This window comes from Bacteroidetes bacterium SB0662_bin_6 (assembly GCA_009839485.1).
Lineage (GTDB): Bacteria > Bacteroidota > Rhodothermia > Rhodothermales > VXPQ01 > VXPQ01.
Map to the genome: position 1 here is coordinate 65,332 of VXPQ01000011.1, position 15,128 is coordinate 80,459.

Sequence of the window (15,128 nt, forward strand, 5' to 3'; positions counted from 1 at the left end):
TCTAAATTATAATGTATTTGGATGCACCTTTATGAATTTATTATAGAGAGTGTCCGGCCTTTCCCGCCACGCTACAGGATCACCCGTTCCACATCACGCTCAACCGCCGAACAGATTCTCGTGTACAAAAGCGTTGCGAAATTTGCCGTCCGGGTCGTATTCCCGGAGTAATTCCCTGAAGGCAGCGACCTTTTCGTACCGCGATTGCAACCGGTCCGGCGCCATCGTGAACAGTTTTCCCCAATGCGGACGCGCTCCAAAGGGTTCGAGCGCGTCTTCGATCACGGGAAGGAGTTCCCGGAGCGCATCCCAGTCCTGCTCCCAGGTGCAGTGAAAGGCAACGCTGGGCCGGTCGAAGCACATACTCATCCACAGGTCGTCCCGGTCGATGGTGCGCACCTCCGAGATCATCAGGAGCGAACCAAACCGTTCGCCCATGTCCTGAAAAATTCTCGCTACGTCTCGCGCGTGTTCCCGGGCAACAAAGTATTCGCTTTGCAATTCCTTGCCGCTGCTCGGGGTAAAATCCATTCGGAAATGCGGCAGGCGCTCATACCAGGGGCCGGGGACGCCCATCTGTTCGGTGCAATTCACCGCCGAGAGTTCGAGGATCGGATGCACATTCCTCGTCGCCAGGTTGGCGCCGAAAAACACGGGTTCCGCCTCGAACGCATCGTCCCCCGCTATCCGCTTGATCCAGACCTGATTTACCGTGTCCGATTGCCAGTCCGTGAACAGGCTCACGCTGTAACCGCTCGACATGATTTCATCGAAATGATCGTCCAGCGAAACCACCGGGAGGTCCAGGTAGACATGCTGGATCATGTCGAAGGCGGGCTGGAGGTCCAGCGTAACTTCCGTAACCACGCCGAGGCTGCCGAGGCCCACGACCGCTCCGGCGAATCGTTCGCCGTCCTCCTCACGGGAGAGAGTGACCAGATCGCCGTTCGCATCGATGAACGTGATTGCGGCGACCGCCGTGGCCAGATTCCCGTTCGCCACGCCCGAACCGTGGGTGGCCGTAGCACAGGCGCCCGCCACGGAGATATGCGGCAGGGAAGCCAGGTTGTGCAAGGCATACCCCCTTTCCTGAAGATAGGGAGCAAGATCGCCGTAGCGCATACCGGCACCCACGGTTACCCTGTTCGCCGCCTCATCGAGATGCACCACCTGATTGAGATGCTCAAGAGATATTTGCGCCTCGGTGCTGTCCGCAATGGCGTTGAAGCAATGACGCGAACCAAGCGGACGAACCCTGGGCGTGTTCCTCACGAGGTCCTGCGCCTCGGCAACCGTCTGCGGCAGATGCAACCGGTCCGTAGAGTAGGTAAGATTGCCCGCCCAATTCGTCCGGGGCGGAAGAGTGGCGATTTCTTCCGGCCTGCAGGAGGCCAGTGGAGAAAGAATACCGCCCGCCACGAGGGCGGAACATGTTTTCAGGAAGGTTCTTTTGTCCATTCTGTTTTGCTGTGCTGATAGACGACACGGCTCGCAAGCACGAATATACCGAACGGTTCCGTGTATTGCGGTACAATGCGTTCGCTATTATCCTTAGGATACGCTGATCAGATACGAAAACCCCCTGCATTATGACCTTCGACGGGAAAATCGTGGTCGTCACCGGAGCCGCCCAGGGAATCGGGGCCGCCGCCATGGAACTGTTTCTGGAAAAGGGCGCGCGCGTAGCCTGCCTGGACGTTGCCCCTGCAAAAGAAGGGGATGCGGAAAACAGTATGCATGTCCAGTGCGACGTATCGCAAGCGGATCAGGTGGCGCGGGCTTTCCGGCAGGTGCTCGACCGGTTCGGACGCATCGACGTACTCGTCAACAATGCGGCGGTCCAGACGTACGGCACCGTCGAGGAAACGTCCGAGGAAGAGTGGGACCGCGTGCTGGCCGTCAATGTGAAGGGAGCCTTTCTGTGCGCAAAACAGGCGCTCCCCAGCATGACTGCCCAGCGGAACGGCGTGATCGTCAACGTATCGAGCGTACAGGCAATGATGAGCGAAGAGCATGTGGCCGCTTACGCCACCAGTAAGGCCGCCATGCTTGGTCTTACGCGCAGCATCGCCGTGGATTACGCACCGTACAACGTCCGCTCGTCCGCCGTGTGTCCGGGCAGCGTGGACACGCCGCTCCTGCAATGGGCGGCGGACCAGTCCGGCGACCCGGAAGCCATGATGAACGAAATCCGGGGCATGCACCTCCTGAACCGGGCGGCCGATCCCGGCGAAATCGCCCATCTGATCGCCTATCTGGCAAGCGACGAAGCCAGCTTCATCACCGGGCAGGCCTTCCGGATCGACGGCGGCCTCGGCGTCAAGATCGGGGGCGCCTTCCGGGGAAAACAGAAGCGGTAACAGCGCGTTCACCGGATGGCCGGATACCCTGTCCGGCATAGCAGGCCCTGTCAGTAAACGGAGTACATGCATGGCGGACCGTATCCGGAAATGCTGCATCGCAATCCTTGTGCTGTTCGCGGCTGGATGTAATCCGCTCGACGACTTCGAGGCGGGGCCGCTCGGCGCGGTCGAGATCAGCGAGGATGAACCGATACGGATTCGTTCGCTGTTCCCCATTACCGGGCCCGCATCGTCCCACGGCGCATCGCTGGGACAGGCCATTGAACTGGCCGTGCGGGATTTCGGAACCATTCATGGCCGCACGGTTGACCCCGGACAGCCTGTGGACGCCATGTGCTCGCCTGAGGGAGGCCGGACGGGCGCCGAACAGATCGTCGCGGACCGGCAGATAGCAGGGGTCATCGGCACAGCGTGCTCGGCCTCGGGCGTGACCGCCTCGCCGGTGATGAGCAAGGCGGGATTCACGATGATCTCACCGGCCAACGCATCGCCGTTGCTTACTTCCGATCTCGAAGGCAATGCGGGAATGCATTACCACCCCGGTTACTTCCGCGTCGTCACCAACGACCTCTACCGGGGACGGGCTGTCGCCGATTTCGCCTGGAAAGAACTGGGGCTGCGGCGCATGGGGGCCGTGCATGACGGCGACCCCTACACCACAGCTCTTGTGAGCGCATTCGGCAGTGCATTCCGCACACTCGGCGGAGAAGTCACGACGGCCGGAATCGCAAAAGGCGATACGGACATGACCGCTGTGCTCGCGGAATTCTCGGCAGCCGGAGCAGAGGGTATCTTCGTCCCGCTTTTCCTCGCGGAAGGCTCGCTTTTCGTCGAGCAGACGAGGGAATTCGACAGCCTGGAAGATGCAGCGCTCATCACGGGCTCAGCCATGCTCGTACCGGAATTCCTTGGCTCGCCGCAGTCGGAAGGCATGTACTTCGCGGGACCGGTGTTGGAACACGGCCCGGAGGCCAATGGCGTCACCGGGAAAAACGCCGACGCGGTGCTTGCGGCATTCGAGAATACGTACGGCGGCGCGCCGGCCTCCCCATACTGGGCGCACGCCTACGACGCCGCCACGCTGTTGCTCGCCGCCATCGAATCCGTCGCGGTGGAGAAAGGCGAAACGTTATATGTGGACCGCCTCGCGCTGCGCCAGGAGATCGCAGCCACCACCGGCTTTCAGGGCATCATCGGCGTACTCTCCTGCGATGATTTCGGAGACTGTGGCACCGGGCGCATCAACATCTACCGCCACCTGGATACGAGCGTTACGGATGCCGCACAATTGCCGGTGGTATACCGGTTCGAGCCGTGAGGCCGGGAAGCACTGCCGCCACTCGTTGAATCGTTCTTGAAAACCGTAGCCCGACGCCTTACTTTACAACAAACAAAGCAGTATGAGCCGCGATGCAACGCCACCCGAAAAATACTGCTCAGCTTTTACGGAGGGGTTCGCTCCTTATGACGTGCGGGGCCTCCCTTTTGTATCTTTTTGCGTTGTACATCTTCGTCAATCCTGGCATTGCTGTGGCGCAAGGTTCGGTAGAGGATGATCGCAATGCGTTAATAGCCTTCTATGATTCAACCGGTGGAGATAGCTGGAGAGGCAACGTGTATTGGAAAAGCGATAAACCGTTGGATCAATGGTTTGGCGTCTTCACCGACGCCGATGGCAGGGTAACAGAGCTTCATCTTATCAGCAATCGATTATCCGGTGAAATACCCGCGGAATTGGGAAATCTTCCAAAACTCGAAGTACTCAGTTTTAACGACAATCGGTTAACCGGTCAAATACCTTCGGAATTGGGAAATCTTGTAAATCTCAAATGGCTCATCCTGGACAGAAATAAATTAACCGGTGAAATACCTTCGGAATTGGGAAATCTTGAAAATCTCGAATTGCTCACCATGAACACCAATCAATTAACCGGTGAAATACCTTCGGAATTAGGAAACCTTGAAAATCTCAAAAATCTGATTCTTTACAATAATCAATTAGCCGGCGAAATACCCGCAGAATTGGGAAACCTTGAAAATCTCGAAAAGCTCTATCTTGCCAATAACCAGTTAGCCGGTGAAATACCTTCGGAATTGGGAAATCTTGTAAATCTCAAGGTGCTCTGGTTGGGGGGCAATCGATTAATCGGTACAATACCCGCAGAATTGGGGAATCTCGTACACCTTGAAGAGCTCTCACTTCATACTAATCAATTAACAGGTGAAATTCCGACGGCGTTGGAAAATCTTATAAACTTAAAATTCTTTAATATTTTTAACAATCAGCTAACAGGTAATTTTCCTGCCGGATTATGCAAAAAAACATTAACGTTAAGAGCTTACGGGAATCCATCATTAATCGTAAATTGTTTTGGAATTCCTGATGAATTCGCGGATAACGAAAGGAAGCATTTTCAAATACTACATCATAACAACCCAACCAATATTTATAGAACCATTGAATTCATTCTAATACAAGAAAATGCACACGCGAGATTATGGATCTCGAAAGAAACTTTTGATTTATTTCACATCTCTGGAGAATCAATGAATGAATCATTGAACTATGTTTTTTCTTCAACTCCCGTAGATCCGGAAAAAGGAATTCTTGAGTACAGTATGGATCTTTTGGGGGGTCTCCGCAAAAATTATAGCAATGGTAATAACGGGAAAAGAATGATCGATATACTTTGCCATGCTTATCAATGGTTTCTCGGGGGATTAGCTTTTCCTTCTTACCTCGCCATACCTCTATCCCATTATGACCATGTGCAAAATGGTCAACTGCGCATTGCCCAGGTTATAGCGCACGAATTTGTACATAGTATTAATTTTTCCTATGCCTGGGGTAGTGATTTTTTTGCAGAAGGGTTGGCGGAGTGGACTTCTAAAGATATAGTTTTTGATCAAAAAAGTATGCCGCCTACCGGTATATTCCATATTGGGCCGGGTCCAAGCCCCGGAATACCCCTCTTCCCTCCGCGTCCATTCAGTTATCGACGGGCCAAATTGTTTGCTGCTTATATCGCTGAACGTGTGGGTATGGAAAACATGAAACATCTTATGCAAGTATGTCGCCCTGGCGGTGTTTGCGATCCGGATGATCCGGATAATGGCGATTGGTATGATGGAATTGCCGGATTGGATTATGCCTTATCCCTCCTCGATTCCGATCTTAATCTGGGAAACATCGCGTTGGATTTTCACACGACAAACCTTGTTCATGACGCTTCTGTTACTCTTAATGAGGTCTCTTACGGATATAAGTCATCTGTATATGCAAACCCGAGGCTTCGAATAAGGCCTCATGTAAATGTTAATCTTGTCAATACTCATTTTTCACAACACACTACTACAATCCGGCCGGGAAGCGCCAATTATTTTAGTTATATAAACCCTTCGAACTTGCATCTTTCAGTCGACGCAAATGACCCGGAAATTATGTTATTGCGTCTGTTTAAAGAAAGGGGAAATTCAAAAGAGCTTGTAGATATTGACACCGGCGTTCAGGGATATACGGTTACCGGGGACTACGATCGTGTAACGCTTATTACCGTACACAGTGATCCGAGAGAGAATCAAGCGGGCCTTACGCTTAATATTTCCGCAACGCAAAACTACGGATTGGCTGCGGGAGACGAAGAGCTTCCCTTGATGCTTGCTCTCAAACAGAACTATCCGAATCCGTTCAATCCCGAAACCGTAATCGAATACGAACTTCCCCAAACGGTCCATGTACGGCTTGCGGTGTATGATATGACCGGGAGAACGGTCGCCGTGCTTTTTGACGGCGCCCGTCCGCAGGGACGCTATACGGAGCGATTCAACGCAGCGGGCTTATCTACCGGAACGTATATCTACCGCTTGACGGCAGGTGAAAAATCTCAAACGAAAATAATGACGCTCGTTCGGTAAGGGAAACGGTTCGCCTGCGTGGCCTCAGAATATTTCGAGATATTGCATAACGGCGCTTGGCGCAATCGCCTCCCGCCTTGCGTAGTACGCAGAGCAAGCACATCTGCGGACTTTCAGCCCCCGCGGGGCGGGCCATAGCTCATGCACCCGTCCTACTCCCGCACACCCAGCGTCACCTCCAGCGTAACCTCCTCCCCATCCCGCTCCACAACGATCTTCACCACGTCGCCGGGGGATTGCTCGCGTAACGCATAGGTATATGCGTAGATGTCGGCGATGGGCTTGCCGGCGAATTCCACCACGATGTCCCCGCCCCGGAGACCGCCCTCTTCCGCAGGGCTTCCCACACGCACTCCGGTGAGCCGCAACCCCATATCGCGCGGGGTCATGTCGGGAATGGTCCCCAGATACGCCGCACCGTACCCGCTGGTCGAGGAAGCACTGCCGCTGCCCGGCGAGGGGCGCGCCTGCGCCACGGCAGTCAGTGCCACCACGTCCGAAGCATCCCCGCCCGCAAGCCGGCGGACGACCCCGCTTGCCAGCTCGACCACCAGGTCCACCCCCTCCCCGTTGACCTTCTGCCAGTCGTCCGAAGGACGGTGATAATCCTCATGGGTATTCGTGAAGAAATGAAGCACCGGAATGCCTTCCGCATAAAACGAGGAATGATCGGAAGGGCCGTACCCGTCGGCCACCCCGCCAATCGCAAGCGGCTCGGAGAGGTCGGCATTGGCGTCGTCCAGCACATCATCCCATTCCTCGGCGGTGCCGGTTCCGAAAACCGTCAGGCTGCGGTCCTGCATCCGACCCACCATGTCGAAATTGAGCATTGCGGCCGCATTGTCCAGCGGCACGGTCGGCTCCGCCACGAAGCGCGCCGATCCCCACAGGCCCTTTTCCTCGCCGGTGAAAGCCATGAACAATACGCCCCGGTCCAGAGGCGGCCCGTCGGCCAGCCGCCGGGCGATTTCAATCACCGCCGCGACGCCGCTGGCGTTGTCGTCGGCGCCGTTGTGTACATCGCGGGAATCGGGCGCCAGCGAGCCGTCGCCGCCGAAGCCCAGGTGATCATAGTGGGCGCCTGCAATAACGTATTCCCGGGCCCGGTCCGGATCGGCGCCGGGCAGCAGGGCCACCACGTTACGGGCCTCGGCCGTTTCCGGGGAAATGTCCACAGCGAGCCCTGCGGAGTTTCCTTCCTGCGCAGCACTGCGAACCGCTCCGGCCGCCTCCCCGGCAACCATGACCACAGGAATGGACAACGCCGCACGGGTTTCGCCGGAAGGATCAGGAAGGCGCATCCCGTCGGGCGCCAGCACGAGCAGGGCCGCCGCGCCGCGCCCGGACGCCTCCATCGCCTTGAAATGAGAATCGCCGCGAAGCGACATGCCGTGCGGCGCATCGGGGTCGCCCCATTCGACCACGACGATCCTGCCGGAAATATCCATGCGGGCGTACTCGTCCCCGGGCTCCTCCGCGTCGTCTTTACCGGCCTCGCCCTCGTTGCCCGCCGAGGCATCCCCGGTCAGCCCATGCCCGCCATACATCAGCGCATGCTCCATATGCCCGCTCGCCGAAAAACCGAGGGGAACCCATTCCGAGCCGATCATGTATGCTCGCCCCGCCACGCGCAGTGCGTTGCCGGAACCGAGCCGTACCCCTTTCCGGACCGAAAAATGGTGAAAGAAATCGTGGTTCGATCCGGCGGGGACAAGTCCGAGGCTTTGCAGTTCTTCGGCAATATATTCCCCGGCGCACCAGGCGCCCTGCGATCCGACTTCGCGGCCTTCGAGCCGGTCGTCGGCCAGATAGCGGATATGCCGCATCGTCTCCGTGGGATCGGCGGGCAGATCGCGGGTCACCTCTTCCACAGAGGGGCACGATATCTGTCCGAAAGCGGACCTGCTGACCGGCCATGCGATGGCAACCGCACACAGCGCTGCAAGAAAAGGCGCATATCGGGAAAAAATCATAATGAATTTCACACGTAACGGAAGCATGACGTTGTTGCACCGTCGTACGCGCATTGCCGCATCCCTGTTCACGAGCGTCATCTTCCTGGGCGCCACGTTGTTTCTTGCCGCCTGCGGTGCAGATAGCGAGCAGTCTGCCCCTGGAGAAGACGCAGCGCCGGAGACCCTTGATGCGGCCGATCACGCACAACCCGGAGAAACGCACTTGCGCAATGTCCGCCAGTTGACCTTCGGCGGAGAAAACGCCGAAGCGTACTGGGCGTTCGACGGATCGGTGCTCATCTACCAGGCCCGCAAACCGGGCGCCGGGTGCGACCAGATTTATATCATGGACGATCTGGAAACGGGAGAATCCCGCATGGTGAGCACCGGCGAGGGGCGCACCACCTGTTCTTATTTTTATCCGTCGGGAGATCAGATCCTGTATTCGTCCACGCATCTTGCCGACCCGGCCTGCCCGCCTGTCCCGGACTTTTCGCAGGGCTATGTCTGGCCCATCTACGAGAGCTACGACATCTTCACGGCGGATGCCGACGGCGGCAATCTGCGCCGGCTCACGGAGACCGACGGCTATGACGCGGAAGCCACCTTCTCGCCGGTCGGAGGCCGGATCGTGTTCACGAGCATGCGCGACGGCGATCTGGAACTGTACTCGATGGCGCCGGACGGCTCAGACGTGCAGCGGCTGACGAACCGTATCGGGTACGACGGAGGCGCTTTCTACTCTCCCGATGGTTCGCAAATCGTCTGGCGGGCGCATTACCCCGAACCGGGCCCGGAACAGGACGACTATCTCCGCCTCCTCGAACAGGGCCTCCTGCGACCCGGCGAACTGGATATCTACGTCATGGATGCAGACGGCTCGAACATGCGCCAGGTGACGCACCTCGGCGGGGCCAACTTCGCCCCCTACTGGCATCCTGACGGGAAACGCATCCTGTTCAGTTCCAACCACGAGGATTCGAACGGACGGGAGTTCGAGATCTATATGATCGGGGTGGACGGAACCGGCCTGACGCGCATCACGCACTCCGAGGCATTCGACGGATTTCCCGTATTCAGCCCGGACGGACGCTACCTGGCATTCGGCTCGAACCGGAACAACGAGGGCACGAACGACACGAATATCTTCCTTGCGGAATGGGTCGAGGAATGATCGGAGAAAAGGTGCAGGCGTAGCGCCCGGCTGATTCATACCGCGCTGCCCCCGGTGATCCGGACCCGGCACACAAGGCCCTCATCGTAATGTATTTGCTTCAAGGCTTCGGGCCTGCTCGTCTTCCCGAATGCGATCCAGCATGAACTCATAGACATTCACGCAACAAGCACGCCGATCTCCCGAGGAAAGCTGTTCGACGGCCCGTCTGATCCGGCGGGCCCGGGTCTCGGGTTTCCTGGCCGATTCGATCCAGCGGACCCAGTCGAGACGGCCCAGGAGGGTAAGATCCTGCCACAACGTCTCCGCATCGCGAGAAGCGGTAAGGGCGGCCTGGAAATCCTCGGGGAGCGTCGGTTCGGGTTCCGGTCCGAGGATAGCGAGTTGCACCGTGTCGCCCACGTCGGCGCCAGCGCCGTTGCGCATGGCCTTGTTCACATGCAGCCAGTGCCCTCCGGACGGATCAGGTTCCAGGATCGCCCTAAAAGGCTGGCCGTTCATAACGCCTTCGACCTTGGTCGCGCCGCCCGAAGAAAATTGCTTGCCGATCCACTCCGGGACATTGAGCAGGGCCTTGGAATGCACCTTTGCCTTTTGAGGATGCCGAAAGAGCTGAGCCTCGAAGCGCAAAACAGATGGGCCGCCGGCATTATTGTTCTGATATGCCATCCCGCCGTTCGTTCAGAACCTTATGCTCCGCATTGGTGCCCAAGAGAGGACTCGAACCTCCACGCCCTAACGGGCACATGACCCTGAATCATGCGCGTCTACCAATTCCGCCACTTGGGCCCGGGGCCATCTGACGCTGTTCGAAATGTATCGGTACCGGGCGTCTGTATCCCGAATCCCCAAGGAACATATTGCGTCAAATGTCCGGCGGAATATCAATGTCTTCGGGGAGCCGAAAGTTCCTGTGCCGGCTGCCCCCTGCATGGTCATCAGACATGTTTCGCCTATTCTTCCGGAACCTGTCTCGTTCCCTGGGGTTTTTGTGAAATAGGCCATTTTCGAGGAGCAGGAAGGTCTGATCCCGTCCATGGCGCAATGGCAGGGCACTACGAAAAGAGTCACGCATGGTGTGGCCGCCCGCGCCTCTACCCTCCTCGGTAGCTCAATGGTAGAGCATGCGGCTGTTAACCGCAGGGTTGTAGGTTCGAGTCCTACCCGGGGAGCCATTATGGGTTGAACGGCTTCCCCTCCGTCAAAAACGCCGTACGAGGATAAAGGCTGTAATCCTGCCGGGAAATCCCCTCTGAATTCCCCCGCCCCTTTGATTATTCCGCCATATTTATATAGGCGTGGGCACAAAGAATTGTGAATTTTTCTTGCAATTTTGCGCCATTATGCTGTACTTATAGGGCATATGACTGCGCTATATACCGTCACGGCTGTGTGATGGTGCAGTCGTGACCCACCCACTTATTCTAAGGAGGTAAAAATGGCAGTCAGGATTATTATCGGTTTGATCACCCTCCTCGCGATTGTAGAGGGCCTGGCGCCCGACGCAATCGGCTCGGGGATTGTGGCGCTTCTGCTGGTCATTCTGGGCTTGGTCTATGGGGCGATGGCAATTGACGCCGAGGATGCTACAGCCTATCTGGTGGTTACTTTAGCGGTCGGCGGCGCTGCGGCCACGGATGTGTTGAGCCACATCCACGCGGTTGGCGCCCACCTGGACGCGATCCTCGATCAGGCAAGTGTAGCGCTGTATGCCGGTGTTGTCAGCATACTCGTAGTAAGGGTGCTAAACCGCCTCAAGGGTTAACCTTATGAAGGGTGGATGAGCGGCCTGCAGCCTCTTGCAGCCGCTCATCCGCCTGGAGAACCGACTCCATTCCGTTCACCATTCTGCTGGTGGCCCGCACAGCGTTGCCGAAAGGATGGTAAAAAGTATCCGCGAAGACGATTCCGGACATCCCGGTCTCGATGCGGAAAGGAGAGTTTTTGCCCGAAACGGCGAAAATTCTCGTGCTATTGTTTTTGCTGTACATTCATCTCTTTTCTCCCGAAACCGGCGATCTGTTGACATCAAGATCATCTCAGCAGCAATCTGTTCGGTAAATGAATCCCGGGAGAAACGCAGCCGCAAACCCATCTGCGAGCAACACCTGCATCGGCGCCGCATGGCGCGGCGCATTGCTGCATAGTGCTAACAGGCCCTAGACGGACTTTTTTGGGATCTACCCGGTGATAATATGGATCCCGTGCTTGCCGGGCTCGTTAGCATTCGCGATCTGTGCCGCTACGTTGTCAGGAACCAAGCCCGTGCCCGAAATCGACTTTCTCAAGGATCTGGTCATTGTGCTGGGAGCGGCGATTGTGGTCGTGACGGCACTGCGTCGCGCCGGAGTTCCGTCGATTGCCGGGTTTATTTTAACGGGCGCTCTGGTCGGACCCACGGCACTGGGTCTCGTCGACGATACGCATCAGGTTGAAGTTCTGGCTGAAATCGGTATCGTCCTTCTGCTTTTCGGCATCGGCCTGGAGCTCTCCCTGGATCGGCTGCGGCGTTTCTGGAGAGCCGTACTACTGGGTGGGGGCATTCAGGTAACGCTTACGGTGGCATGCACCGCCGTCGTGGCCAACTGGTTCGGTCTGGCGCCGGGACCTGCGATATTTCTCGGCTGCGTCGTCGCCATATCCAGTACCGCCGTGGTCCTGCGCGGTCTCTCCACACGGGGCGAACTGGAAGCGCCTCACGGGAGGCTGGCCGTCGGCATGCTTGTCTTTCAGGACTTGTGCGTGGTTCCGATGATCCTGGCCGTGCCCATTCTGGCCGGAGGAGGCGGAACCGTTCAGGAAATCCTGCTTGCGGCCGGCACGGCGCTGGCCATCCTCGTGGGCGTGCTGGTCGCAGCCCGTTATCTGGTCCCCCGTTTGCTTGCATTCGTGGCCAGAACAAGGCAGCGGGATATCTTTATTCTTGCGGTATTTCTCGTCTGCTTCGGTATCGCATGGGCGCTTTCTTTAGCGGGAATCTCTCTGGCCCTCGGTGCATTTCTGGCAGGACTGGTTGTCGCCGGAAGCGAGTTTCGTCACCAGGCGATGTCGGATCTGATCCCTGCGCGCGAAGTGTTCGCCAGCCTCTTTTTCGTTTCCGTGGGTATGCTTCTGGATGTTTCGGATGTGCTTCAACACCTGGCGTCAACGGTTGGGCTTCTCGGTATCATTCTCGCGGGTAAATTCGCGATCATTCTTGGAACCGCATTGATTCTCCGAATGCCTCTTCGCGTGGGAATCCTGTCGGCGGCCACCTTGTGCCAGATCGGCGAATTCTCGTTCGTACTTTTGAACACCGCTTCGGGAACCGGACTTCTGGGAGCCACGCTATCCCACAACCTGCTGACGGCGATCATCCTCTCCATGCTGCTTACGCCCGTGGGCGCCACACTCGCTCCCAAACTGGCCCTTAGCGCGGCCCGCGTCCCATGGCTGAATCGGGTGCTGGACGCGGAGCCTCCCGGCGTCGACGTTCACGAACCACACAGCGGTCACGTAATCATTGGCGGATATGGCTTGACGGGCCGGGAAGTCTGCCGGGCTGTCCGGGACACAGGGGTTCCCTCTATCGTTGTCGATGTAAACGCAGATAACGTCCGGGTGGCAAAAGCTGCCGGAAACCGGGCAGTGCTGGGAGATATTACCCAACAGGAAGTGCTGAAGACACTTGGCTGTAAGGATGCCCGGCTCGTGGTAATAAGCATCAATGACGCCAGAGCCACCGAGCTTGCGGTCGGCGCCATTCGTAAAATAGCTCCCGACCTCACCATCATCGCACGCGCCTGGTATGATATAGATAAGGATTCTCTGTACGCTGCCGGCGCCACGGAGGTCATCACGGCGGAAAACACGGCAAGCGGCGTAATCGTCCAGTCCATGATTACCGCACTGCACTCCGCAAAAACAGAAACGTAGAACACATCCCCTGTCCATTAACGTCCGAACCGGATGATTTCAGCAGTTGAAGCCCTGAAACGCCTGCAGGAAGGCAATCGCCGCTTCGTAGACGGCGTTCGGCATATCGAAGCACCCGCAAGCCCGGAAAAACGGAAGGATTTGCTCGCGGGTCAGGCGCCCTTCGCCGTGATTCTGGCATGCTCCGATTCCCGAGTACCCGTCGAGCACATTTTCGATCAGGGCTTTGGAGACCTGTTCGTGATCCGTGTCGCCGGAAACATCGTTACGCCGTCTCTGGCAGGCAGTGCGGAGTACGCGGTGCAGCAGCTCGGCACGCGGCTTCTCGTCGTGTTGGGTCACACCCGATGCGGCGCGGTCGGAGCAACGCTGGAAAGCCTCCGGCAACCCGGCGGCAAGCTATCGGAAAACATAGCGTCGATTGTCGACCGAATTCGTCCTGCGGTGGAGGACCTGTTAAAAACGGAACCTGAATGCGACCCGGATGCGTTGCTGCGCCAGGCAGTGCGGGCAAACGTGCGCAGATCCGTGGACGCGCTTCGGCAGGATTCGGAAATCCTCAGGCAGCTTATGGACCGGGACGGCCTGCGAATCGTCGGGGCGGAGTATTCCCTGGAATCCGGGGAGGTCGATTTCTTCGACGACGCACCGGCCTGACGAGGAAATGAATCGGCCCTCGCCAACCGCTTCAAAAGAACAAAAACCGAAAAGAATTACGATGAACCTGGAATTCAAAACCGGACAGATCGACGCGCAATCCATTCTCGGCATCCGTACTACGACCACGATGGATAAGCTTGCCGAAATCATGGGCCCGCTGTTCGGAGAGATATACGGATACATTCAACAGAGTGGGCAGGCGCCGGCCGGCATGCCCTTGGCTATCTACCACTCGATGGAAGGCAACACCGTCGATCTCGAGTGCGCCATGCCCGTCTCGTCGCCGATGGAAGGCACGGACCGCATCCGGACCGGACAACTTCCTGCCGGAACCATGGCGATGGTGACCCACATGGGGCCCTACGACAACCTCGGCGAAACGTGGAATGCGCTGGTGCAATGGATCAAGGCGAACGATCTCCAGCCCGCGCATGCGCCCTGGGAAGTGTACGTCACCGATCCCGGCGCCGAGCCGGACCCGTCCAAATGGCGCACCGATATTTTCTTTCCCGTGCAGAATTGCCCGTGAAGTACCACCTCCTCGTCATTTCGCGAGAATCATGCGCCCTGACCGGACAAGCATGTCCGGACCCGCCCGCGCCCTTATCTGATAAACGTATACGCCCGAGGGCAACGAGGAGGCGTTCACTTCAAGGGAATGGTCCCAACCGCTCGACAAGGACTCGGGACCTGTTACCATCACGTTCCTTCCCAATACGTCAAAGACATGCACCGTCACTTCGGCTGCCGACGGCAGGTCGAAGACCACGCGCGTGGACGGATTGAACGGATTCGGATAGTTGCCGTGCAGCCGGAAGGCCATCGGAATCTCCCCCTCGGCATCGACTGCATGCGTCGTTATGCCCGATACGTCCCACAGATTAATGAAACAATCCCAGGCCCCTGACGCCAGCATGTTACCATCGGGTGAAAAGGCTACCGAAGTGATCCAATACCTGTGCCCCCTGAGCGTTGCAATGTGGGATCTCATAGCCACATCCCACAGCCTCACGGTTCCGTCATCCGACCCGGATGCCACGATACTGCCATCGGGGGAAAAGGCTACCGAATTGACCCACGCTGTATGCCCCGTGAGCGTGGTGGAGGATCCCGTAGCCACATCCCACAGCCTCACGGTTCCGTCAT

At 57.5% G+C, this 15,128-nt stretch carries 13 protein-coding genes and 2 tRNA genes; 10 read left to right on the forward strand and 5 right to left on the reverse strand.

The window, feature by feature from the left end; all coding sequences use genetic code 11:
- Positions 1–99: 99 nt before the first annotated feature.
- The gene (locus tag F4Y00_01640) at positions 100–1,458 is read right to left on the reverse strand and encodes an FAD-binding protein (GenBank protein MYE03668.1); all 1,359 of its coding nucleotides are present in this window, start codon (positions 1,456–1,458) and stop codon (positions 100–102) included.
- A gap of 131 nt (positions 1,459–1,589) precedes the next feature.
- Between F4Y00_01640 and F4Y00_01645 the strand changes: the two genes are divergently transcribed.
- The 3 genes from F4Y00_01645 (at position 1,590) to F4Y00_01655 (ending at position 6,278) form a co-directional block, all read left to right on the forward strand.
- Positions 1,590–2,360 carry an SDR family oxidoreductase gene (locus tag F4Y00_01645; protein MYE03669.1) on the forward strand — a complete coding sequence of 257 codons (771 nt, stop codon included), beginning with the start codon at positions 1,590–1,592 and terminating at the stop codon, positions 2,358–2,360.
- 70 nt (positions 2,361–2,430) lie between these two features.
- Positions 2,431–3,681 (forward strand): ABC transporter substrate-binding protein, encoded by a 1,251-nt coding sequence (locus F4Y00_01650; GenBank protein MYE03670.1) that lies wholly within the window; start codon positions 2,431–2,433, stop codon positions 3,679–3,681.
- A gap of 92 nt (positions 3,682–3,773) precedes the next feature.
- Entirely contained in the window at positions 3,774–6,278 is a 2,505-nt protein-coding gene (locus tag F4Y00_01655; protein ID MYE03671.1) for a T9SS type A sorting domain-containing protein, read from the forward strand.
- A gap of 152 nt (positions 6,279–6,430) precedes the next feature.
- On the opposite strand, the gene F4Y00_01660 is transcribed toward F4Y00_01655, so the two are convergent.
- Positions 6,431–8,347, reverse strand: a complete 1,917-nt coding sequence (locus tag F4Y00_01660; GenBank protein ID MYE03672.1) for a M28 family peptidase — start codon at positions 8,345–8,347, stop codon at positions 6,431–6,433.
- Here F4Y00_01660 and F4Y00_01665 point away from each other — a divergent pair.
- Positions 8,277–9,407 (forward strand): hypothetical protein, encoded by a 1,131-nt coding sequence (locus F4Y00_01665; GenBank protein MYE03673.1) that lies wholly within the window; start codon positions 8,277–8,279, stop codon positions 9,405–9,407. The two genes, F4Y00_01660 and F4Y00_01665, sit on opposite strands and share 71 nt — an antisense overlap.
- An 81-nt stretch (positions 9,408–9,488) precedes the next feature.
- Here F4Y00_01665 and F4Y00_01670 read toward each other — a convergent pair whose 3' ends face one another.
- On the reverse strand, positions 9,489–10,076 hold the full coding sequence (locus F4Y00_01670; GenBank protein ID MYE03674.1) for a DUF1905 domain-containing protein: 588 nt from the start codon (positions 10,074–10,076) through the stop codon (positions 9,489–9,491).
- Between the two features lie 33 nt (positions 10,077–10,109).
- Positions 10,110–10,196, reverse strand: a tRNA-Leu gene (locus tag F4Y00_01675).
- 311 nt (positions 10,197–10,507) lie between these two features.
- On the opposite strand from F4Y00_01675, the gene F4Y00_01680 reads away from it, so the two are divergent.
- The 6 genes from F4Y00_01680 (at position 10,508) to F4Y00_01705 (ending at position 14,511) form a co-directional block, all read left to right on the forward strand.
- Positions 10,508–10,582: transfer RNA gene (locus tag F4Y00_01680), tRNA-Asn, on the forward strand.
- A gap of 263 nt (positions 10,583–10,845) precedes the next feature.
- Positions 10,846–11,172, forward strand: a complete 327-nt coding sequence (locus F4Y00_01685; GenBank protein ID MYE03675.1) for a hypothetical protein — start codon at positions 10,846–10,848, stop codon at positions 11,170–11,172.
- A 34-nt stretch (positions 11,173–11,206) separates the two neighbouring features.
- On the forward strand, positions 11,207–11,554 hold the full coding sequence (locus F4Y00_01690) for a hypothetical protein (protein MYE03676.1): 348 nt from the start codon (positions 11,207–11,209) through the stop codon (positions 11,552–11,554).
- 118 nt (positions 11,555–11,672) lie between these two features.
- The gene (locus tag F4Y00_01695; protein MYE03677.1) at positions 11,673–13,322 is read left to right on the forward strand and encodes a potassium transporter KefB; all 1,650 of its coding nucleotides are present in this window, start codon (positions 11,673–11,675) and stop codon (positions 13,320–13,322) included.
- A 33-nt stretch (positions 13,323–13,355) separates the two neighbouring features.
- Positions 13,356–13,979, forward strand: a complete 624-nt coding sequence (locus F4Y00_01700; GenBank protein MYE03678.1) for a carbonic anhydrase — start codon at positions 13,356–13,358, stop codon at positions 13,977–13,979.
- Positions 13,980–13,986: 7 nt separating this feature from the next.
- Entirely contained in the window at positions 13,987–14,511 is a 525-nt protein-coding gene (locus tag F4Y00_01705) for a GyrI-like domain-containing protein (protein ID MYE03679.1), read from the forward strand.
- 15 nt (positions 14,512–14,526) lie between these two features.
- Here F4Y00_01705 and F4Y00_01710 read toward each other — a convergent pair.
- A partial coding sequence (locus tag F4Y00_01710; GenBank protein ID MYE03680.1) for a T9SS type A sorting domain-containing protein occupies positions 14,527–15,128 on the reverse strand: 602 nt, incomplete at its 5' end.